Source organism: Vampirovibrionales bacterium (genome assembly GCA_016712355.1).
In the GTDB taxonomy this organism is placed as follows: Bacteria; Cyanobacteriota; Vampirovibrionia; order Vampirovibrionales; family Vampirovibrionaceae; genus JADJRF01.
The window spans coordinates 130,463-151,451 of the sequence record JADJRF010000005.1 but is presented as its reverse complement, the minus strand read 5'-3'; the positions used below and the strand labels follow the sequence as shown (position 1 = coordinate 151,451).

Here is a 20,989-nt window from a genome sequence, read left to right as displayed (position 1 = left end):
TTATTCCTCTTCCGCAAACTGGCTTTTCAGCATCTCGGCTTTCAGAGTAAAGCTGCCTTTTCCAACAACCTTATCACCGGCTGCAAGACCGCTTTCCACCAAGTAGCCGCCAGCCACCTTGTCACCCAGTTCCACCGTTCGTTTCTGGAATTTGCCTTCTCCTTTAACCAGAAACACAAAGGTTTCCTTGCCGTAGGTTTGAACAGCCGCTTCCGGTATAAATGCTTGCGGTTCGTGAGCTTCCGTTTGAATAACGGCCTGTCCCAACAAACCCGGCTTTAAGATAAGGCCAGGGTTGTCCAGGAAGACTCTGGCAACAAACGTTTGGCTGGTTTCCGAAGCGGCGGGTTGCAGGTAATTGATAACCCCGGAGAATGTCTTTCCAGGGATGGCATCACTGGTAAACGTGACTTTCTGAGCCAGTTTCACCCGTTCGATGTCCTTGGGGTATAGGGTAATATCCAACCAGACTTGATTTAAATCCGCCACTTCATATAAGGTTTCTTCGGGATTAACCATATCCCCGGCCACCACATTCTTTTTAGTGACAATGCCGGAGCGGGGACTTGTCAAAGCACTGCTACTGTTAATTCGTTCCGAATGGACGTTTCCTAAACGGCTGCCATAAGCACCCAATAACGCTTTGGCTTCGGACTTGATATGAACGGCATGCTCTTGCAATCCTTCCATCTCCGATTGCGCCAATTGGTAATCCGCCTCCGCTTGAATATAGTCTTTACGAGGGCTGATTCCTTCTTCGAGCAATTTCTTTTCACGATCCAGATTCTTTTTGGCCAGCCCCAGTCTGGTTCTGGCTTGCCGGGCATCCACCTCGTTCTGGTGAAGCTGGTGAATAAATTCGGCATTCACCTTGGCGACTTCCACATTTTGGAGTATCGCCACCACTTGGCCTTGTTTCACCACATCGCCCAGCAACACCCGATCTTCTACCACGCGACCGGGAATCGGCGGGTTGATATGAAACACTCGGTTTTCGTTGGCACGGATTTCCGCAACACTTCCAAGCTGACCGCTGGCCGCTTTCTCTGTCACGGTCAGGGTTTGAATCGAGGCATTTTTAACGGCATCGGCACTGATTTCGATTACATCGGACAAATGCCCTTCCGCTTCTTCCTTCTTTTCTGACGCACATCCACTCAATCCAACGATAGTAGCCATCATCACTAGAAGCAATATTTGTTTTTTCATAATCCTGTCCCTACCGCTCTTTCCAAATCACTGATCGCATTTTGCAAGTCCATCATCGCCTGAAGATACCCTAGCCGTGTATTTGTATACGCTTTCTGGGCAAGCAGGGGAATCAAAATGGAAGACTTGCCCTCTTCAAAACTTCGCCTGGATTTTTCCGCAACGGTCTGGGCTTTGGGGAACAGTTCCGTTTCGTACCGCATCACCCGATCCTGGTTGGCATAAAAGGCGTTATAGGCATTGGTAACTTCCAGCGTAATTTTATTTTTGAGGACGATTTGCTCTTGCTGTAATTGCGCCTGTTCTGCCAGAGCTTTTTGAATCGGCCCTTGCTGACGATTCCAGACAGGCAATTCCATTGTTCCGATAATAAAAGCGCCGAACGCCTTTCCTCCCTCATCTCCACCACCCGGAATCACAATATCCGGGCCTGCCGTCAACGAAAGGTTGGGAATGCGATTGACCTTGGCCAGGGAAAGTTGTCTCTCAGTTACTGCCATTTGCCGCTCGTTCTGCAACATTTCCGGTCGATGGGACAAAGCCGTTTCAATGAGTTTATCCAGGCTAAAATCTGTTTTAGCGACACTGGCTTGAAGCGTCCCATCTGATGATTTTGTAAGTGATGGGGCAGGGGTTTCCAATAACGTTGGGTATAAGGTTGGGGGAGACAATGCCACCGAAGTATCCAAGGGCTGGTTTAAGAGTGAGTTTAAGTGATTTCTTGCTTCCACCCTTTGATTGACCAGAGTTTGCAGGTCATTTTTAGCATTGACGACGGAAATATCCGCCTGCAATACATCCAGTTGGGAAACATCTCCGGCCTGTTCCTGCTTTTGGGAAACAGACAATAACTTCTCTGTACCGGATAAAATCTCCTCAAGGGCTTTCTGCTGTTCCTGGGTCAAATACAGACGAGTATAGGCTCTTCTGACGTTGGCTCTGAGTTCCAACCATGCCTGATCAATCTCGCTTTGAACCACGGTCAATTGGGCTTTGGCCACGGCAATTCTTTTGCGCCGCTTGCCGCCCAGTTCAATAGTTTGCTCAATCCCGGCTCGATAAGTATCTTCGGCAATCCCATTGTCAGAAACAACCATCGGGTTGGGACGGGCACCCGCTGTTTTAATTTCGGCATCGCTCACCCCTAGTCTGGCTTTGGCTGCCTTCAATTGGGGATTGTTTTGGATGGCGGTGTCAATGGCTTGCTCCAGCGTCAACGATTCTGCAAAAGCTGGAATTGCCAAAAAATAGATGATTAAGACTGTTGATAATAGACGTGAAAACACACGAATAACCTCCTTCTGTGATTTTTAAAAAAGATCACAGGGAGGTTAAATCAACAGGACAATCGTGCGGCGAGCTTTTAAAACCGGATCAAGAATTGGTGGTGGTTGAGGGAGTTGCCCTTCGGTGGCTGTTTCCAGAAATAAACTGGGATAGACTTCCCATGACGCCGCAAGATAAATGGGTTTGAGATCCAATGAAAGACTGGCTTGCTCTGATGAAACAGACTCCGTAGCCTGGAACATCAAAGGAATATCGGTACATTTCCCACAATGTGTTTGATTTGCCAGTGTTTCTTGACGGTTGTGAGAATTATCAATTTGCAGGGGTTTATCACTGCAATCGCTTCTACCCACTTCGATGGCAACATGGCCATCGGCTCCATAGCACATTACCAGGCCACTTTGAGCGCCAAGCCCTCCCAAAAACAGGAGAAGCAGTAGGAACAGGCTGAATAAGCGATTGTAACTAAACATCCCCCCATTATATCAATGAAAACAGCACAGCACTACATCCACGTATCCTGCTTGGGTTTATGACCCATCACATGATCCATAAAATTTTCCAAGGCATCCTTGAGACGACGTTCCTTCTCGTCGGCAATGGCCATATCTACATCGCGGGCCATCTGCTCGACCCAGTAGGCGACGGCCATTGCCAGGACATCCAAGCGGTCATACTCGGCCAAGGCTCCCCGCTCCTTGGTAATCCGGGTCATCTGGTAGAACAACTGGTATCTGAGAGCTTGTTCTGACGGCAGGCTCTGGGTGGATTGGTAGTCCTGCTCAATGAGTCGGCGATCCACAATGAGCCGATGTTGGTTCAAGACTGGCTCCAGCGTGTCGATAATCCGCTTTTCCTTCTGGACGCTGTGCTTGACCTCTTCCATCGTGACTGGATGCACCTTGGCCATCACCGGCTTCAGAAGTTGCGTGAACATACCGTCCCCAAAGTTGGACTCGATCAGCACCCGGTTGACCTTCTGCCGCTTGGCAATTTCTGCTAGCTTGCCAAGCGTCTCATCGGTATAGCCACCCAGAAAGCCCCCGGATTCCAGCAAGAACAACTGGCCGTTGAGGATTTTGACCACGGCATAGGCGGTTTCGGAACTGCCCCGGCCTGACGGGTCAATGGCCATAACCGATCCCGTATAGGGAATCCACTGACCCTGAATCGCCATTGGCCGGTGATATTTGTCCCCACCCAGGCCCACGTTGGGAAGCTCGTTGATGATGAGTTCCGGTGAACTGGCCCAAATGACTTTCTCCGGGGCTAGTTCCACGTTGCAGTCAATGACCACCAGATCATTGAGCTTGAGTGGGTAGCGTTCAGCATCCGATAGGCGTGTGTTGAGCATGAACTGCAACTGGAAACCGGAACGCCCGTAAGAATTCTCCCGTTCCAGCAAGTCAAAATCCGAGAAGCGTTTGGGATCAGTGGGACTTCCCACTAGGAACTCATCGGATTCCAGCGCCTTGAGAATCTTGGGAGAGAGCTTATCCCCGTAATACTTAACCAACTCATTACCAGGATACCGGGCAGGCCAGATCCGAAGCGTGTAACCACGTTCCGGCAAGATGTTGTACAAGCTCATCTCAGTCTGGGGTGTTCCCAGATAGATAACGATCCCGTTGGGCTTGAGAATAGCATCGAATTCCTTGACGGCTTCGGCCAGCTTCTCCCTCATCATCTGAGTTGCAGAGTTGTTTGGCACCTCAACGTCATCCACCACAATGAGATCGGCTCGTGAGCCAGCGAGTTGGCCGGTAATCCCCACCGATTTGACCGAAGGTGCCAAGTCAGCCGTGGCCGGGCCGACATCAAAACTTACCTTGGAGTTACGCTGATCTCCTCTGGGCTTCAAATGCTCCAGTTCGGGCATGTCCATAATGAGGCGCATGGCAAAAGTGGTGAAGTTGTCGGCATGAAACTTGGATGCCGAAACTACCAGAATCTTGAGTTGCGGGTTGAGGTAAAGCGCCCAGCAAACAAAGGCCACCGTAATCCAGCTTTTCCCTACCCCTCGGAATGCTTCGATGATGGCCCGGCGTGGGCCGCGTTTCTTGTAAATCTGTTGTAGCCAGTGAGCAATGTCGTATTGAATGGGCGTTGGTTCAGGCAGCCCCAGAAATTTCCAGACGACAAACAAAAAGACCCGAAAATCCAGTAACGGGTCTCGACTGTTTTTTTGCATTGGCTCTAGTGATCGTCAACCGGATCGTCATCATCGCCAAAGTGAGGTAGCCTATCCACCAATGCTTCTAGGGTACTGGGCTTGGGACGCTTGGAGGCCATATCGTGATCCCGGAGAAACTGGCGAATGACTGCTCTGTCACTGGCTTTGACTTTCCCGGATTTCACCAGGGCCAATAAGTCCTCCAGAAACAGGCCATAGAGGGCATCCATCTTTTCTTCTTCCATCAGTGACCCCCTTTGAAGAATCCCACGGCGGTCGCCACCACACTGGCCACCACGGCGGAAGCACCGAGAAACCATGAATGGTGGTGTTCCAGTTTTCCGATGCGATCATCGTGATCGTCCAGTTGATTCGCCATCAGGGTCTGGTTGGAAAGAATCGCATCCACTTTCCCTTCCAGGCGTCCCAGATGAAGAAAAATCGTCTCGTTATCTTTCATGGTTTATCCTCATCGTTGGTTTTAGCCAGGATCAATCCACGTTGCTTTCAACTTAATACTGTCAATAGACACTGTGGCGCTTGGAGCGCCCATATTGGCAATCTGAAGCGCGATCCCAAATGTTTCTGTATCAATCCATTGATTTGAAGCTAATCTAAAGTAGCTCTGAGTGAAGTCGAGTTCCCATGCTATTGTCTGCTCACTGGTTGAAAGCTCGAAAGTAACAGACCCATCATCTGAAAATAGTAAGTTAGCGTAGTTCCCTAATTCGTCCCCTGGCCCATCAGTCATAGGCGTTATAACAATAGAGTAAAGCTGTTGTACCGTTGTTTTAGCGGTGATTTCTATATTCAGTTTGCAAATCGCCGAAACTACTGACGCCTGATTTGGCACACCAAGCTCAAAGTCTGATACCTTTAGCCAATAAGAAATATCATTTGTTCCAAGAACGACAGTAGCATAGCTGTTATCTTCCGCTGTTACGTTGCCAGGATTTGTCCAGTTTACTGTACCGACTTGCCCAATATCGTCATTCTCCGGCAGTTCATCGATAGTGCCGGTAGTGCTGCCAAGAACGAAACTGCCAGCTTCTTCATGAAAACCAAGACCCGTATAATGAACCGTTTCCCATTTTGAAAGGCTGGAATTATATCGGAATGAGACTTCAAAAATTATTCCGGCTTCCGGCGATTGCTGCAAGTCTGACAAGCTGCTAGGTTCTGTCATGGTAAAAGGTTGGGTATTATAACTGTAGGTATTAAGATCAAGCCTTTTAATACCGAAGATAGCATTCCAGGCTAAATTTCTACCGCCTGTAGCATCTTGTTGAATCCGGTAAGTGATTAATTGACCGTTTGTTGGATTGCTGGGAGCCGCCATTGTTGCGTCATGCGCCAGTGATAGGGTAAATACGTCTCCCGTTGAAGCATCTGTATTAACCGTGGTGCCGGAAGTCAGCGCCACTACTCTGGGAGTGATTTGCTTGTTGCTCAGGGTTTGCGTGTCTGTTGTGCCTACAATCGCACCCGATGGCGCAGCAACGCTCGACAGAACCCCCGTGCCGGTGGTTACTTTGACAATGCCTGTAGAAAGCGCAGACAACGCCTGTTCATTGGATAGGCCGCTACTGGATGTCTGGGTGATGTAGGTGGCGTCCGTTGGCGCACCACCACCCCCACCACCGCCGGTTGCGCTTAACGTCCCACTATCCAAAGACAATCCGGTTCCCAGGGTAATTTCTTCCATATCCCCGGAACCCGCCGTTGAACGTCCCAATAGACGTTGAGATGTAATATTCTGAACCTTGCCGAATGTCACAGAATCATTATCAATATCGGAAGTGCCGACCGTGTTCTTGGTGGCAAGCGATCCAAGACCCGTCACGCTGGTTGAAGGGATATTTCCAAATCCCAGTGTCGTCCCCGAACGTCTCAGGATACCGCCATCACTTCCCGCCGTAATATCCGCCGGATCTCCAGTTGAATTGGCGGAACGGCCAATCACGGAAAGACCGGTCGAATCTCTCAGCTTGGTATCGGAGACACTGTTATCTTTTAGGTCAAAGGTAATGGTGTTGCCCGCGTCATTATAAGTAGCGTCGATGGTAGCCGTATCGGAAAGTATTCCACCCACTGCATCCTGAGCCATTTCATCGGTGTATTGGGGAACGGTAGAATTGATGGTGACCGATCCGGCCCCGTGGGAAATGCTGATCCCCGTTCCAGCCGTAAGCGTTTTATATTCCAAGCCACCGGCAGCATTATTCACGCCCAAGATTTGATTGGCCGTCCCGATGGAAGTCAGACCCGTTCCACCATTGGCCGTTGAAACAGGGATGCTTAATGACAATGTAAAGGGGCTTCCTACTGTAAGGGATAAACCAGTACCAATGAGGATCTCTTCCACATCGCCTGCGCCTGCCGTGGAACGCCCCAATAAACGGCTTGACGTGACATTCTGCATCTTCGCAAAAGTCACGGCATCATTATCAATGTCCGATGTTCCTACCGTATTCTTGGCTGCTAAAGCGCCAAGTCCTGTCACGCTGCTTGAAGGGATACTTCCAAATCCCAGTGTCGTCCCGGAACGTCTCAGGACACCGCCATCACTTCCCGCCGTAATATCCGCCGGATCTCCAGTTGAATTGGCGGAACGGCCAATCACGGAAAGACCGGTCGAATCTCTCAACTTGGCATCGGAGACACTGTTATCTTTCAGGTCAAGTGTAATGGCGTTGCCAGCGTCATTATAGGTAGCGTCGATGGTGGCCGTGTCGGAAAGAATACCGCCCACGGCGTCCTGAGCCATTTCATCAGTGTATTGGGTAATCGTGGAATTGAATGTAATCGATCCTGTCCCGTTGGAAATACCGATACCGGAACCGGCGGTTAAAGTTTTGTATTCCAACCCGTTGGCGGCGTTATTCACCCCTAGCATTTGATTAGCCGTCCCGATAGAGGTTAAGCCAGTACCTCCATGAGCAGAAGAGACCGGAACGCTTAAAGACAATGTGTAAGGGTTTCCCGCACCGCCATCATTCCCCGTCAAACCAGTGCCAGGCGTCAGCATCCGTTCAGAGGTTAAACTGGCATTGGAGGAAAGCGTTAAATACGTTGCGTCTTTTGGGGCAAAACCACCCGTGAGGTTATCCACATACAGCTTGTTGACAGCATCTTGATTGTTGATAGCCGTGGCAAGATTAACAATTCTCTTGTTCTGGGCGTCGTAAACATTGCTGCTATTCAGAACCAGTTGGTTGCCCTGAATATCATACAATTCCTGCATAATGTAGAAGTTTTGCAGGGCTGACTTGTCTAAATCCCCTTCACTTAAGAGGGAGCCATCTTGGAAGTCCACCAGCCTCGCAGTGTTGGGGGTTATCCGCCGGACATCAACAATGAGTCCAGCGGTTGGAATGGTGGATGTTTTTACGGTGGAAGAGGTTGGGAAAGTAATTCCACTATCCAGGACACCGTTGACTTTGACTTGAATGTGGCTTGTGCTGATGTATGGAAACGTAATGTTAAACGTGTCCGTTGCTCCATCCGCCGTGTATTGCACGAAGGATAGAGGCATTAAGTTCTCCTTTTATTGCCCGAATTGAAAGATGGGGGCGTAAGTATCTGGGCTGGCATCGCTGGAGGAGCCGGTGTCACCTTGTAGAAGCTGTTGTAAGTCATCCTGAGTCTGAACCTTGGGAATGGTTTTCTTGATCTCCAAAACTCTCGCCAAGCCATCACCGTTAGGATTCTTGAAGCCTTCGAGGAACAATTGCTCCATTGCGGCATCCCGATATCTGGCCACCTCGTTACGCAGCATAAAGACCTTGCCGCCTTGGCCCTGGAATTCATGGGAAGTAAAGGGATCGGAAGCTGCCTGATAATCCTTGGAACGAATCGCTTCCTTAAGCGTATCGGTGAGTGTTTTTCCTTCCATGTCTTCCCGGAAGTACAACAAACCCACTTCACCCATCAATTCATTCAGGCGTTCATACGCGGTCTTTCCGTCCTTGCTTTTGAACTGGCTGAGAAAGCGCCGATCCCGGTTGGAGACCGTATCCACTTGCCCGCCCAGTTGAGACAGTTTCAACACTTCCACATCCACCTCGTCCATATCGGATTTGGTGTACAGGCTCAAAATCGGTGTCAGCGAAGGCTTACCCCGGAAGTCATATTGCACTGGTACATTCTCGGAAAGAAACGGCGTCCGGTTCCGCATGGCATCCACAAAGCTCCGGGCATCCCGATACATGGGGTCTTGTATTTCCCGCACGGCTTTTCCCAGTGAGGGTACAAAACTTCCCGCCAGATCGTTGGTGAATTTCTCTACCGAATCCAGATCGCCATACGCCATCCCACCAATCAAATCCATTGTGTCGATTAAGCCCGTCAAATATTTCCGGCTGGTCAGGTTGCTGGTGATACTGCCCACCAGCTTGCTGTAAAACTCTTGGCTATCACCACGGGCACCGGCTTGTTGAGCTTCCATAAAATCGGCAACCACCGTGAAATACGTTGAATACGGTTCAAACCGGGCCAATTCAAAATACCGGTATCCGCCGGGAGATTGGGCATCCGGGATGCGAATGGAATAGGGTTTCCATCCCGCTTTTTTGAGCTGGTCTCTGATCTGCGGATTGGTTGGCCCGGAACCGGTGATATGGCCTTGGGAAACCAATCCCGCCGCTGTCGCCAGAAACATGGAACCGGTGACCATTTCCCCAATGCGACGGGCTTGCCTTAATCCTCCGGCCTGGAGGTCTTGTCTTACCTGTCGATTGAGAATCACGTTGACGCCCGGAACGTGGTTCAACACATCCTCAATGAGATTGGCCGGGGTTCGGATAAAGGGAGAAATATTCTGCATGGCAAAACCGAAAACTCCATCTGATTCCGAGCCTTTCTTGAGCAGTATGCCCACCTTTCCGAAAATCGTGTCATCTGTCATCGCCTTGGAGAAGTTGGAATCCGTAGCATACGCAAAGACCCGGCGCCCAATTTCATCTTCTTTGATTAAGGCACCGTTCTGGCTGAAATATTTCTGAAAGCTGGATTCGACAAACTGGGAAAGTTCCTTGCTGCCGGGAGCTAAGCCTTGAGATAAACCTTGTTCGGTGAGTTCCGAATACAGCATGCCCCGACCATTTAAGTTCAAGAAAAATTCATCCGCCCCATTCAGCAAGGTGGTAGGAACATCGATCACCGCTCCTAACGTCCGCAAACCGGTACTCCAGACCAGGGAGGTGAGTTTACCAGTGTCGCCCTCCTGAATGGCTTGGTTGATTCGTTCACTACTGGCTTTCAGGTCTTCCAACGTTGAAAACTTCAAAGCGTCTTGGGCATTGGTTACCACATTTTCAGCCTTGTCCAACTCGGCAAAGACATCCAATTGAGAGAATTCCCCGCCCCGGAATACGCCTCGCCGGTTCTTGATGGCTGATCCGGCCATCCTCCAACTGTCCGCCATTGAACCCCAAATACCACGGTAGAGGCTCAAGCCTTGCCGAATGGATTCTTTCCCTGATTCCAGCCCTTTGGCCGATTGAATCAATCCGCCCAGAATATATTCCGATGGGGCCAGCCCAGTCTTGATCAGGTTGGAGGTGATGTTCACCATCTGGGTCACTGGCCCGGAGAGCATCGCATTGATCCGAACCCGTGTAATGGTATCCAAACTCAGTTGAAGCACTTTACTTTTGGCGTAGATATTCTTGGCATTCTGGATAGCCTCGGCTAGTTCCAGTGGACTCATGCCCTGGTTTTGGAGAATTTCCGCCGCATCTTTCGCAAAAGAGCTTCGGATTTTCCGGGCATTTAAACTCCTACCCAATTCGGTGCCAACCAGACTGTCTGCTGGAACAATCCGGTAAGCTGCTTCCTGGAGTTGTTCCAGTTGCCCCACCGCATCATCATCCAGATTCTTGACCAACGGAGCCAAGCGATCCGCTTCCTGTGCAATCGCGTTTAACACGTTGGAGACCACCACGCCCCGGATGCCTGCTTCCCGAATGGTTTCCGCATCCTTGAGCAAGGTCTGCGTCAGGCTTTCTTTGGAAACATCTTTAATGTCGGCCAAACTGGAAATCGTTTCACTGAATTTCTTTTCAGCCTCTTCAATGGTTTCCGGGTGGGAGATTACCTTGTCGTTATCCCGAATGGCTTGAACCATGTGATCCACCAATGCTTCCACCTTATCGGCACTCTGGAAAGCGGTCGGATCGAGATAGGGGTTCAGGTTTATTTTGGTGGGATCGCCGCCCTCTTCCAGAATTCGGTTAAATTCCTTGCCGTAAGCCTCGGCCTTTACGGTATCAATCGGAGGGGTGTAGGTATTGATCGGCTTGCCTGATTCATCGAGAAGAGGGGCTAAGCTGGGTTCTACAATTTTGCCTTCCACTTTGGTTGTGACTTTTTTAGGAAAGAGCATGTCGAGTTCGGCATCAATGGAATCACTATTTTTTGCCAGTTCCTCGGCGGCTCCCGCGTCACCCTTGGTTCCACGAAGCCACCGAAGCCGTTTCAATTGCTTCAGCGCGGTGAATAGTCCATCGGTTGCTACACCGAGACCCATCCCTTCCACCACGTTCTTGAACCGGCCTTCGGCTTCGGAGTCTTCCGGTTTGGCCTGAAGATACTCACTAACAGGGTTTCTGAGGGCCGGGTTTTCCTGAACCAGATTGGAGAGGCGCTGCTCATGAGCATCAAAGGAAAAGAAATCGGCCAAGCCACCCTGTACCGCTGCCCGTGTAATATCCCATGCCTTCTTCCCTTTACTGGCCCAGCCTGCCATTTTCAAGAACTTTCCGGCTCCGACAAACCCACCCACAAAACGGGCAATGGGTTCCAGCACTTTGCCGGTGGTGGTACTGGGTTCATACGGCACGTATTCCTTATCCGGCAGGTCGCCGCCAAAGCGATTGGTGACCCAATCCGCCGCGCCGTATAGCCCCTCAATGGTTTCTCCTACCGAATTCACGGCCCCCATGCCGACTGCTTCCGGGATGCCAATGGTGACATCCAGCGCCGCACCACCGAGATCAAACCCTTCTTCCTCAGAAGGCTCAGGTTCAGGGGTTACTATTTCTGGCACTTCTACGGAAGTTTCGGTGGGTGTTTCAGCAGCTTTAGCCGGTTGCTCCGTAATTCCTTCTTCTTCCAAGATCGACTGAAGCTCTGGACTGAATTCATTCGGCATTACTATTTAATCCTCTTTTGAATGGCCTGGATGGCTTGCTGTTTTCGTTGTGGTGTGAGAGTAGAACGGTTGATTTCCTGAATCATTTGCTTGCCTCGTTCCGGCGTAAGCGAGGTATTTTGAGAGGGGTTTTGTGTCCCACTTTGGGGACTCGCTCCAAACTGTTTATCCAATCTGGGAAAGAGCTTGTTCCAGAGGTAGTCATTGAGTTCATCCCGCGAAGGCGAGAGATTCTTCTTCTCTTGCTCTCGTATCCAGGAATCAATAGATCGCCGGACTTCGGTTTCCACTTGGACATTCCGGCTCTTTGTCCGTTCGGCCCGATTCGCGGCAAAGCTGGACAGGTTGAGTTTGTATTTGTCGATGGCGTTCTGTACGGCGGTTTCGGTCAGTTCTTTTTTCAACTGGGATAATCCCGAATCCCGCAATTCCCGATCCCGGTTGATGTTCACGGTTTGCCCATATTGCCGGTATTCATCATCAGTAATGTCATTGTTGAGAAAGGCCCGATTCACTTTCCCGATATCGGTGCCGCCGCCATACACGTAATTCCCCACATCTGCCGTACCACCCCTGCCTTGAGGGATGGGGTTTCTGCGTTGTTCTTGAAGTTTCCGCTGAACTTGCAGGATTTCCAGGAATTCATCCGCCATCTGTTTCTCATTGAAGTCCTTGCGATACTTGGACAAATCCTGCCAGGGATCGCCATGCAAGTTATCAAAGATTTCTACTTGCGCTTTTCTCAGGAATTCTTTCCGGTCTCGTTCTTCCAATGCGTCTTCTCGTTGAACATCGGTGAATCGTTCACTGTTAATGGCTCTTCTGGCATCATTGAGTTTCCCTTTGATATCGGCGATATCACTGAGCTTGGCTTTGTCCCTGGTGGTCACGTAGCGGGCCAGATCCAGAATCTTCGGATTCTTGGCTTCTGAGGCCACCGCAATGATGGAGTCAGCCAGAATGGCGTTCATTTCGGTGCCGCTACCGCCGGTCATCTGGATGGCCTTTTTCGCCTCGTTGGATAAGTCATCCGCCCATTGCTGGTAAAGCGCGTCCCGATCTTTCTGGAACATTTCCAGTTTTTGGTTTCCATCCAGTGTTTCTATTTCACCGATGGCAAGCGCACGATCTACCAAAGTTGTTTGCAAGGCTTCTCTAAATCCGTTCAGCTTGGTGGTCGCCAGACTGCTGAAAGCGTTCTTGGCGTTTTCAATCACCTGCTTTTGTCGATAGTTGATATGCTCATTGAGCAAAGCATCACGGGTTTTCTGAGCCTGGGGAAAGAAATCTTCCGCAAAGGCCCGCGTATGATACTTGCTCTGAATGCTTTCAAACGCCTTGTTCAATCGCTCTTCAAAGAAGGTGTCAAAGTCAGCCGGGTTATCGCTGTCTCGAACCGGGTTATTGGCCCACTCGGTGCGAACCGCCTGATCAAACTCCAACGCCTTTTGGCCGAGTTGCGCTTTGTCAAAGTAGATCCGAAGCCAGGGATTAGACGATTGGAACAACTGGAGTTGCTTTGATAAGCGTTCCCGCTCAATGGGAGCAAGATTGGGATCACTCAGTTTCTTGCGAACGGATTGGATGGAAGAGTTCCAATCAGACTGGTTTTGAAGAGCCAGTTGCCCAGCCATTGTTTCAGCTTCAACTTTTTGCTTTTCGGTAACCTGCTTATCCCGATTGGCGATAAATCGATCTAAGCCGGGTTGAATTGCCTGAAGGGATTCCGCCAGTTGGAGCAAACTGTTAGTTTTGGGGGGCGGTGCGACCGTTTGTTCTTGTGGATGATAATACGTGTCCACGGGCCGGGCTTGCGGCTGCAATCCCTGGGGCTGAATCTCCCCAGTGATCTGAACTCGTTTGGCCATTGCTACCAGCCGTCCTTGTACCGTTTGTATTTATCGGAGAGATCCGAACCACGGGAGGCCACATCACTCACAATCTGAAGCGCCGACCCCAACAAGTTGGGACGCACCACCGGTTCAGGCAGGTAGGGGCGAACCGAAGCAATGCGGCCCTGGGCTTCCGCCTGTAACCCTTTCATATCCTCTTGGGACTGGAACCTGGAAAAGTCCCGGTTGCGCCGGACGCTTTCGTTAAAGACATCCTCCTGTCGGTAAAAATCCCGAAGTAAGTTGTCTACGGACAACCCTGATACACCAGCTTCGCCGGTGGCTACCCGCGTGGTGGCCCTGGCCTGTGCGGCGTCCAACCGCGTTTGCTGAATTTCCTGGGAGGATTTCTCATCTTCCTGCTGCTGCCGTAGGTTCAGTTGCTGGGCTTGCCGAAGATAGCTTTCCTGGGCCAACCGGGCATTTTCAAGAATCTCCTGGTTCCGGGCCTGGGCCAATTGGGCTTGATAGGATGCCTGGGCATTTGCCTGTTGCGATTGACCGACGTATGAGGCAATCCCGGTAGCGGCGCTGGTAACAATCGCTAATCCACCCAGCGCCAAAGAAATGGTTGCCGGTTCACACATCGTCAGTTTTAATCCTCACAAATTCAAGGAAAGGACGTTGTTCAATGCCCAATGCCTCATGGCGTTTGATAATCGTAAAGCCGCACCACTGGAGCCATCGGATATGGACGGTGTTCCGCTCATCCACCACATTCCAGAGGAGGTCATATCGCCGGTGCATGGCTTCAATCCATTGGCGGGATTCCTTGGCGAATTGCCGTCGATGTTTCATGATTTTTGGGGAACATAGCATCCAGACTACGCCCACACAAGGATTCTTCCCGGCAGGCACGGCCCCAAACATCCCTAGAATCGAGCCATTTTCATCCATCACGGTGGTGGGTAAGTCTGAGAATTGAATTCCGTGACTCAGGGATATCATTGGTTCATGCCCACTCATGGCCCTGATTTCCGCTTCGTCTTCTGGTCTCAAGTCCTGGGCAAGAGCCATCGCCTCTTCCAGCGTGGCAGGCTTGAGATAAGCGGTCATACTTTTTGGCTCCTTCTGTTATAAAGGGCTTCCCACTCGACACTCAGGAGATGACAAGGGAGAAACGTGTCATTGATCACTTCAATGATGACTTGATCATTTTTGGATTGGACGAGGAATGTGAACTCCCCATCTGCCAATGGAACTGATCCAATGGTGTTGTTCCCGGCTCCCAAAATCGTCCCGGTAAATTTGTAGAGGAAGGTATCCCGGAACTTCGGGGTAACGGACACCGAAAAGAAGCCAGAGTCTTCAAATACCAGCGTCCATGCTCGCATCTGAAGCCGTCCCGATACCAAGGCGGATTGGCTGCCATTCTGCGAACTTTCTCTCAAGAACTGGTGACTGAAGGTATAACGCAATTCATATTGCTGCCCGATAAACACGTCTTCCAGGTCATACTTACCCTGAACTTTCACGGTGCTGCCGGTTTGTTCAATCACCGGGATCAGCATGCCTTCTTTCAGCCCAACGGTGCTGTCCCTCGTCACCACTTGCATCACCCCAGAAACGGCGTAAGGCAGTGTCCAGGTGGTTATATCCAATCCTGCATTATAGGAAACGGAAACACCGGGAGTATTGTTCTGAAGACGGCGATCCAGATGTGTCACGTAGGTTGAATTGGTATCCACCTGTTTGGGAGCTACCGTCATCCTTTCCAGATAAACGCCATCCGTCCGCTGGGTTACGATATAGAGGAGGGATTCAATAAAGTCGATATTGAGGATGGTGCAATTCCCAAACGTCCAACGGCTCCAAGCTGATTGCAGTTTTTCATTGCCTCGCCAATAGTATTTGTAGGCATAAACCTCATTAGGCGTATTGGGACTGAGGGTACAAAGCAAATCTTCATTGGTGGTGACAGACAGCTTGCTGACATCCTTGGGAATATATTTTGGGATGTGTGCCGTGATATCGGCGGCATCATTGGTCTCATTCTGATCCGACACAAAGTATTCCCGGATCTGGGTAAAGCTGCCGTTATTAACAGCAAAGAAGACGTTCTTTCCAGCCCCAACGGGCTTGGCGATCCGAGAGTTTTCAAAGACTGTTTTCTGAGTAATGGAAACCGTCTTGGATGAGAGAATATCCCCGCCTTTTAAAATGAACTGGGTTTGATCCGAAAAGAGCAATAAGTCCTCATCAAAAGGAATCGCATGGCGCAAGATAGAGACTTTGTTGCTGGAAGCGGCCACATCCACCGGATCGCTATCGAGTAAGGTGGTCACGGTTTCCGGGAAGAATTCAAAGAATTCTCCGGCACGGCTGAAAATCACACTTTCGTCAGACAGGAAGCCCAGGCGGTTCTTGAACAGGAAAATGTCATTAATCATGCTGCCCACAAAGGATGGATTGGGGGCGGATTCTTCATCACCCACAATGCGCTTTCCCCAGGTGGCTTGTTGAAAAACAAATGTCCCGTCGGATTGCCGGATCAAAGTGTGTGGCATTAGGGCCGGATTAAGTTCCCAGTTGATATCCGGCTTCACCGTTTCCAGCCAGACGCCGGTTCCGAAGTTACTGCCTGCATCACTGGGTTCAAAGGTCACAAAGTAATTATCAAAACTGGAACTTTGATCGCCGGTAATCTCGATCACAAAGTCCCTGGGGGCCACCGTGGGTAAATCGGTAAAGCGTTGGATTTTTTCCTTGGCAGATTTCAACGCATTACCCGCATTACTATCCTCGGTGTCTAGGGTAAAGGCAGTGCCATCGTTTTTCTTGATTTGAACGGTCGATTGAACCCTCGTTACCGTCCACCCTGCTCCCAGATTGGTGGTCAGTTGGGTTGCTAGCTGTGTTGCAATATATTCAGTTTGGATGTTGGTAGTGGTCGTGGCATGACTGGCTTTTTGAACGCCATCTACAAAAACCTTGTAGTTACTACTGACATTCGCCTGTTTAACAAAGACCAATCCGGCACTGCCATATTTCGGAGACTTATTACTGGTAAAGGCAACTGTTTTGGTGAGATTCCCCACAAAGGTGTAATCCGCAATGGTGACGGCTCGGAAGCTAGTAGAGGGCACGGCAGCGTCGAGGTAGGCCGTGCCGTTGGGAAAAGTTACCGTCTTTTGAACACCAGCCAGATCATAAACTTTTAAATCCTCATCGGTGATGATAACGACATACCGCTCGGCGCTATCCCGGTTGATGGTATGGATAAAGGCACTTCCCACCTGAAGGCTGTTGAGCTTTGCAACAAACTCTAGTGGCGGACGTTTTTTCAAGCCCTCCACCACTGAGGAGTATCCGTTGATCTGCTCCTCGCATTGGGATGGTAGACGAATCGGGGCAGGTTGTTGAGAGACCCCGTTAATCAGGTTCGGGATCGATCCACTGACCAGCGGCATGGCTTACCACCTATCCAGAGGCCGGTAGGCATCGTAGTGGTCAAAGATGGTGTAATCGCCCGTGTCCCCTTCAGCATCTTTCAGATCAGCCAATGCTTTTTGTTCATCGACTGCCGTAAAACCATGCAGAACCTCCGACCCCACCATGCGATCCTGGAAAATCCGGGCAGCACGGATGACAATAAATTGCCGGGCGGTTTGTGGAATTTCCTCAAAGGACAATAGGAAAACGATTTCCGCCTTAACGGTTTTGTCAAACTTGAAGGTATGATCTTTCCGGTTGTAGAGCCGGAGGCCCCGCTGAACCACGTCGAGTTCGGGGTACTGATCGGCATCCACCCGCACCATGTTGGTAGCCAGAGTGATTTCCTGATTGATATCCGGCACCAGGGGATACTCTTTCTCACTGTTGAAGTGCCAGCCTACGGTTTGGACTTCTCTGGAAACTTGGCTCAAAATCGCCTTGGCCTGGATGACATCCACCGTAGCCGCGCCGGTCAGCGTATTGATTGGTGCTTCTCCAATTACCGAAAGCATCACGTTCACCGCTTCCAGTTCCGTCAGAAGCGGTGGTGTGGTCGTCATCGGTCAACCTCCATTTCAAAAAAACAGGAGGCTACCGGAAAACCGGTAACCTCCTGTGGGAGCATCAGAGAGAGCATTAGGCGTCTGTTCGGGTGATGCCCATGAAGGCACCACTCATCAGGGCGTTTATGTTCGGGCCAGTTGCACCGGCCAGGGTTGCCCGAATCTTGGAACCGTTGTCTACGAAGATCCGGTAATTTCTCATACCGGCTGCCGTGAAAGTATCCAAGGGGGCATAGTTGGTGCCATCCAGCGCCACTTCAATGGTGACAGTGCCGCCACCGAAAGTCCCGTAAACAGCAATACCGAAAGCATTGCCATCGACCTTGGCGCTTAGAATTACCGCTGTCCCGGAACCGTTGGAGGCTTGAGCGGATAAAAGTGCAGTAGTCATCGTCATTCCTCCTTACGCTTTGGCCAGTTCAACGGCGCACTCAGGACGCAAGATCCCGTGGCCGATGGCGTACTTGGCCACCATCAAGGTGCCTTGACGGCGGATGTCATACGCTGACTCAACAGCCAGATCCAGGAGCTTGACCGTACCCACTGCCGATTTGTGCATCACCAGGGCAATGGAATTGGTGAAGTCTCCGTGGTAGGTGTTGTTGGTTCCGGCTTCCCCGGACGCGATGTTGGTGGTCGGATAGTTGTTGGTTTTAACCAGCATCACGTTGGAGACCTTGAGGATCTTCCCTTCCGCATACACACCCATCCCGCCCCAGTCTTTGTTGTAGAGTTTGGTGTTTTGGGCAAGCAATGAGTAGTGTTTCGGTTTCAGGAAACAGTAACGGTCTTCTTCCGGGATGTCCTTTTCGTCCATCGCTTGCGCGGCGGCGAAAATCCCGGAAATCAGCGTTTCGGCATCCACATCGAAGTTGGCGTTGACCAACCGTGAACCGCCAAAGCCACCGGTAACCGTTGAAGAAGCGCGGGCTGCCAGGATACCGATTTGCAGCAACTGCTTATCGGCTTTTCGGGCCAGCGCCCGGCCTTGTTCAGACGAGTAGATCGACCGGACATCATAGTGGTTTTTAGCTTCATCGATGTTGGCGATGAAGGTGTCCGATGCCAGCAGGTCATCGATGTTGATGATCCGCTCAGCGTGGACAACCCGCTGTGAGCCAGTCAACTCGTTCCCCGGCGTATGATAGGCCGCATCGGTTTTCCAGGTCGCCGGGAACTGGGCCGATTTGCCGTGAGGAATGGTTCGCACGATGTGCTTGTCCATCATCACGTTGGTCTCTTCAAAGGCGGTCAAGACCTCCCCTGCATAGACCTTGAGAAAAAGCGCATCCGTTGCGCCAGCTTGGTTTATCTGACCAAGCCTTGAGGGAGTTGCATTAGACATAGCCAAAATCTCCGTTTTGTTCGGTGGGATATTGGCCACATCACCGGTTGCACTGTGTTCCGCCGGTTGTTCCCCGCAGGGAGCCAAGCAAGACAAAGGCCCCGTGATTGCTCACAGGGCCTTCTCGTGGCGGGTGGTGTAGCGCGTCAGCCCCTTAAAAAAGGGCACTGGCTCTTACTGTATTAGGATAGAGACTCGTGATAACCTTGATAATCGAGTCGATCTAATATCAAGGTCTAGTATGCAAACTAATTCTTTTGATCGTGAAACATTATTAAAAATAGTTCCTTCAGAAGAGGTGCTATATAAGGAATATTCATTCCAAGAGTACGTTCATTTTTGTATTGAGCTTGAAGAAGAGATTACAAGTACAGAACATGAATTACGGCAGCACTATGAAACAAGCCAACTATTTCGACGTGACATTGAGAAATGGCCTAGAAGTTATCATGATTTTCGGAAATATTTTTTTATTGAAATGAAGCCTCTGCGATTCCTATTGCAAGGAGCCTTTCAGAACAGTGAATACCAAGAAGTAAAATTTGAGAAAAATGATAAAAGTTACGATGCCGTTATAAAAAATGGTCATGGCCTTATCAAAATTGAATTTACGTCCGCAGTAGATCATCAATTAAACCAATTGGCAATGGAAGCTTTAGCCCAAGACCCAGTGGTATTTGTGTCTTTAAATGCAACAGAACTACCTAAGTATCAGGGAACAAAACGAAACAGAAAATTTTTGAAACGGGATAATCTTATAGCAACCGATGTTATGGAATCATGGGATAAACATTACCGTTTGATTATGGAAGCAATCCAACGAAAATCTCATGAAAAATGGCGAGGGGTTGTATTAGGAGTTGTTTTTGATGATCTAATGCCGTCTTTAGGTACAGAATATGATCAAGAAGAGTTTATAAAATATGTCGTACTACCGCTTCAGCGGGAGTTATCCCCAGATTCTTGGAGCTATTTTAGAGAGATTTACTTGATTGGAATGCACGGTTTATTTATTTACAAGCTAAATGGTGGAGCCGGAGGGAGTTGAACCCTCGTTTCCTTCGATACCAGCAAAGTGGTCTACCGTAAGGCGTTCCCAGCGGCCCCGAAACTTTTAAAAGATGCTCGACCGCCCCAGCTTATCGATAACATCCTGACGGTAAGCCGGATCGTTTTTGTATTTGGGATCTTTCATGGCGCTGACCAGTTCCGCAGTGGAGCGGAAGACGGCTGTAGCATCCCCGGTGGCAACGCCTTTGACCAGTCTGGGTTCATTGCCTTCGGAAGTCGTATATCGAGACATCATGCCTTGGACACTCAACTTGGCTTGTTCCAGGTTGCCACTATTGACACTGGTGTTGAACGCATTGATTTCATCGGTGGATAAATTCTTGGCAGCCCATTGGATCATCTCGGTGTAACCATGTTGGCCTCCGGCAATGTCGAAGACTTCGCTTTGATATTGAACCGCTAAGGCCTCTTGTCCCCGGATATAGCCATCGACGTATTCCCGGCTAACTCCGGCCTTGGCCAGTTTCTCGTAACTGTCATCACTGAGTTGGCCAGATTGATCGTATTCTGCCGATAAATCGGTCATGTTTAGTCCGGCATTTTCTACAAGCTTATTGACCGCATCATCCGCTTTCGGAGCATCGGTTTTCGTTTCGTCAGTTTTTGCAGTTTCTGCCGTTTGAGCTTTATGAGTAAACTGTTTTTCCAGTTCCCCATAAGCTTTGGCCAGGTCTTCCGGTGAATTGAATTTTTCCGGCAGCCAGGATGGGCGTTCTTCGGCTCTAACTTCCGAGCTGGTACTTTCCGCTGTTGCCGTTTCAATATCCGGTATCACTTCAACCGGTGCATCCGGCCCAGTAGGTTGACTCTTGATTTCAATGCGTTCCATATTGGTTGCATCTCCTATTGGTTAAAAATCTA

The 20,989-nt window shown here is 50.1% G+C and carries 17 protein-coding genes and 1 tRNA gene; 1 reads left to right on the top strand and 17 read right to left on the bottom strand.

Features of this window, described 5'->3' with window-relative positions:
• From IPK79_02110 to IPK79_02040, 15 genes are all read right to left on the bottom strand, one after another.
• Positions 1 to 1,209: an efflux RND transporter periplasmic adaptor subunit gene (locus IPK79_02110; protein ID MBK8189225.1), complete on the bottom strand. Its 1,209-nt coding sequence runs from the start codon at positions 1,207 to 1,209 to the stop codon at positions 1 to 3.
• Complete coding sequence (locus IPK79_02105; GenBank protein MBK8189224.1) at positions 1,206 to 2,495, bottom strand: TolC family protein; 1,290 nt, start codon at positions 2,493 to 2,495, stop codon at positions 1,206 to 1,208. The genes IPK79_02110 and IPK79_02105 overlap by 4 nt, the downstream gene beginning before the upstream one ends.
• A 45-nt stretch (positions 2,496 to 2,540) precedes the next feature.
• Positions 2,541 to 2,969: a hypothetical protein gene (locus IPK79_02100; protein MBK8189223.1), complete on the bottom strand. Its 429-nt coding sequence runs from the start codon at positions 2,967 to 2,969 to the stop codon at positions 2,541 to 2,543.
• Positions 2,970 to 3,001: 32 nt separating this feature from the next.
• Entirely contained in the window at positions 3,002 to 4,687 is a 1,686-nt protein-coding gene (gene terL / locus IPK79_02095; GenBank protein ID MBK8189222.1) for a phage terminase large subunit, read from the bottom strand.
• A 5-nt stretch (positions 4,688 to 4,692) separates the two neighbouring features.
• Positions 4,693 to 4,899 carry a hypothetical protein gene (locus IPK79_02090; protein ID MBK8189221.1) on the bottom strand — a complete coding sequence of 69 codons (207 nt, stop codon included), beginning with the start codon at positions 4,897 to 4,899 and terminating at the stop codon, positions 4,693 to 4,695.
• A 14-nt stretch (positions 4,900 to 4,913) separates the two neighbouring features.
• Positions 4,914 to 5,129: a hypothetical protein gene (locus IPK79_02085; protein ID MBK8189220.1), complete on the bottom strand. Its 216-nt coding sequence runs from the start codon at positions 5,127 to 5,129 to the stop codon at positions 4,914 to 4,916.
• Between the two features lie 21 nt (positions 5,130 to 5,150).
• The gene (locus IPK79_02080) at positions 5,151 to 8,204 is read right to left on the bottom strand and encodes a hypothetical protein (protein ID MBK8189219.1); all 3,054 of its coding nucleotides are present in this window, start codon (positions 8,202 to 8,204) and stop codon (positions 5,151 to 5,153) included.
• Between the two features lie 12 nt (positions 8,205 to 8,216).
• Complete coding sequence (locus IPK79_02075) at positions 8,217 to 11,822, bottom strand: hypothetical protein (GenBank protein ID MBK8189218.1); 3,606 nt, start codon at positions 11,820 to 11,822, stop codon at positions 8,217 to 8,219.
• Between the two features lie 2 nt (positions 11,823 to 11,824).
• Complete coding sequence (locus tag IPK79_02070; GenBank protein MBK8189217.1) at positions 11,825 to 13,690, bottom strand: hypothetical protein; 1,866 nt, start codon at positions 13,688 to 13,690, stop codon at positions 11,825 to 11,827.
• Positions 13,691 to 13,692: 2 nt separating this feature from the next.
• Positions 13,693 to 14,301, bottom strand: coding sequence for a hypothetical protein (locus IPK79_02065; GenBank protein MBK8189216.1), 609 nt, complete (start codon positions 14,299 to 14,301; stop codon positions 13,693 to 13,695).
• Complete coding sequence (locus IPK79_02060) at positions 14,294 to 14,770, bottom strand: DUF2833 domain-containing protein (protein ID MBK8189215.1); 477 nt, start codon at positions 14,768 to 14,770, stop codon at positions 14,294 to 14,296. The genes IPK79_02065 and IPK79_02060 overlap by 8 nt, the downstream gene beginning before the upstream one ends.
• Entirely contained in the window at positions 14,767 to 17,124 is a 2,358-nt protein-coding gene (locus IPK79_02055) for a hypothetical protein (protein MBK8189214.1), read from the bottom strand. Before IPK79_02055 ends, IPK79_02060 begins: the two co-directional genes overlap by 4 nt.
• Positions 17,125 to 17,127: 3 nt before the next feature.
• Positions 17,128 to 17,709, bottom strand: a complete 582-nt coding sequence (locus IPK79_02050) for a hypothetical protein (GenBank protein ID MBK8189213.1) — start codon at positions 17,707 to 17,709, stop codon at positions 17,128 to 17,130.
• A gap of 76 nt (positions 17,710 to 17,785) precedes the next feature.
• A complete protein-coding gene (locus tag IPK79_02045; GenBank protein MBK8189212.1) occupies positions 17,786 to 18,103 on the bottom strand; it encodes a hypothetical protein in 318 nt (105 codons plus the stop codon).
• Positions 18,104 to 18,115: 12 nt separating this feature from the next.
• A complete protein-coding gene (locus tag IPK79_02040; protein MBK8189211.1) occupies positions 18,116 to 19,057 on the bottom strand; it encodes a capsid protein in 942 nt (313 codons plus the stop codon).
• A gap of 241 nt (positions 19,058 to 19,298) precedes the next feature.
• On the opposite strand from IPK79_02040, the gene IPK79_02035 reads away from it, so the two are divergent.
• On the top strand, positions 19,299 to 20,105 hold the full coding sequence (locus IPK79_02035; GenBank protein ID MBK8189210.1) for a hypothetical protein: 807 nt from the start codon (positions 19,299 to 19,301) through the stop codon (positions 20,103 to 20,105).
• Here the strand turns inward: IPK79_02035 and IPK79_02030 are convergent.
• Together IPK79_02030 and IPK79_02025 are read right to left on the bottom strand one after the other, a co-directional pair.
• Positions 20,084 to 20,164 (bottom strand) — tRNA-Thr (locus tag IPK79_02030). The two genes, IPK79_02035 and IPK79_02030, sit on opposite strands and share 22 nt — an antisense overlap.
• A 7-nt stretch (positions 20,165 to 20,171) precedes the next feature.
• Positions 20,172 to 20,957, bottom strand: a complete 786-nt coding sequence (locus tag IPK79_02025; protein ID MBK8189209.1) for a hypothetical protein — start codon at positions 20,955 to 20,957, stop codon at positions 20,172 to 20,174.
• Between the last annotated feature and the right edge of the window lie 32 nt (positions 20,958 to 20,989).

Bases quoted from the DNA above. Each gene is read 5' to 3' on its own strand.
- IPK79_02075 (MBK8189218.1), bottom strand. From the start codon at position 11,822: ATGCCGAATGAATTCAGTCCAGAGCTTCAGTCGATCTTGGAAGAAGAA.
- IPK79_02055 (MBK8189214.1), bottom strand. From the start codon at position 17,124: ATGCCGCTGGTCAGTGGATCGATCCCGAACCTGATTAACGGGGTCTCT.
- terL (MBK8189222.1), bottom strand. From the start codon at position 4,687: ATGCAAAAAAACAGTCGAGACCCGTTACTGGATTTTCGGGTCTTTTTG.
- IPK79_02050 (MBK8189213.1), bottom strand. From the start codon at position 17,709: ATGACGACCACACCACCGCTTCTGACGGAACTGGAAGCGGTGAACGTG.
- IPK79_02025 (MBK8189209.1), bottom strand. From the start codon at position 20,957: ATGGAACGCATTGAAATCAAGAGTCAACCTACTGGGCCGGATGCACCG.
- IPK79_02090 (MBK8189221.1), bottom strand. From the start codon at position 4,899: ATGGATGCCCTCTATGGCCTGTTTCTGGAGGACTTATTGGCCCTGGTG.
- IPK79_02110 (MBK8189225.1), bottom strand. From the start codon at position 1,209: ATGAAAAAACAAATATTGCTTCTAGTGATGATGGCTACTATCGTTGGA.
- IPK79_02040 (MBK8189211.1), bottom strand. From the start codon at position 19,057: ATGTCTAATGCAACTCCCTCAAGGCTTGGTCAGATAAACCAAGCTGGC.
- IPK79_02080 (MBK8189219.1), bottom strand. From the start codon at position 8,204: ATGCCTCTATCCTTCGTGCAATACACGGCGGATGGAGCAACGGACACG.
- IPK79_02070 (MBK8189217.1), bottom strand. From the start codon at position 13,690: ATGGCCAAACGAGTTCAGATCACTGGGGAGATTCAGCCCCAGGGATTG.
- IPK79_02060 (MBK8189215.1), bottom strand. From the start codon at position 14,770: ATGACCGCTTATCTCAAGCCTGCCACGCTGGAAGAGGCGATGGCTCTT.
- IPK79_02065 (MBK8189216.1), bottom strand. From the start codon at position 14,301: ATGTGTGAACCGGCAACCATTTCTTTGGCGCTGGGTGGATTAGCGATT.
- IPK79_02045 (MBK8189212.1), bottom strand. From the start codon at position 18,103: ATGACTACTGCACTTTTATCCGCTCAAGCCTCCAACGGTTCCGGGACA.
- IPK79_02085 (MBK8189220.1), bottom strand. From the start codon at position 5,129: ATGAAAGATAACGAGACGATTTTTCTTCATCTGGGACGCCTGGAAGGG.
- IPK79_02100 (MBK8189223.1), bottom strand. From the start codon at position 2,969: ATGTTTAGTTACAATCGCTTATTCAGCCTGTTCCTACTGCTTCTCCTG.
- IPK79_02035 (MBK8189210.1), top strand. From the start codon at position 19,299: ATGCAAACTAATTCTTTTGATCGTGAAACATTATTAAAAATAGTTCCT.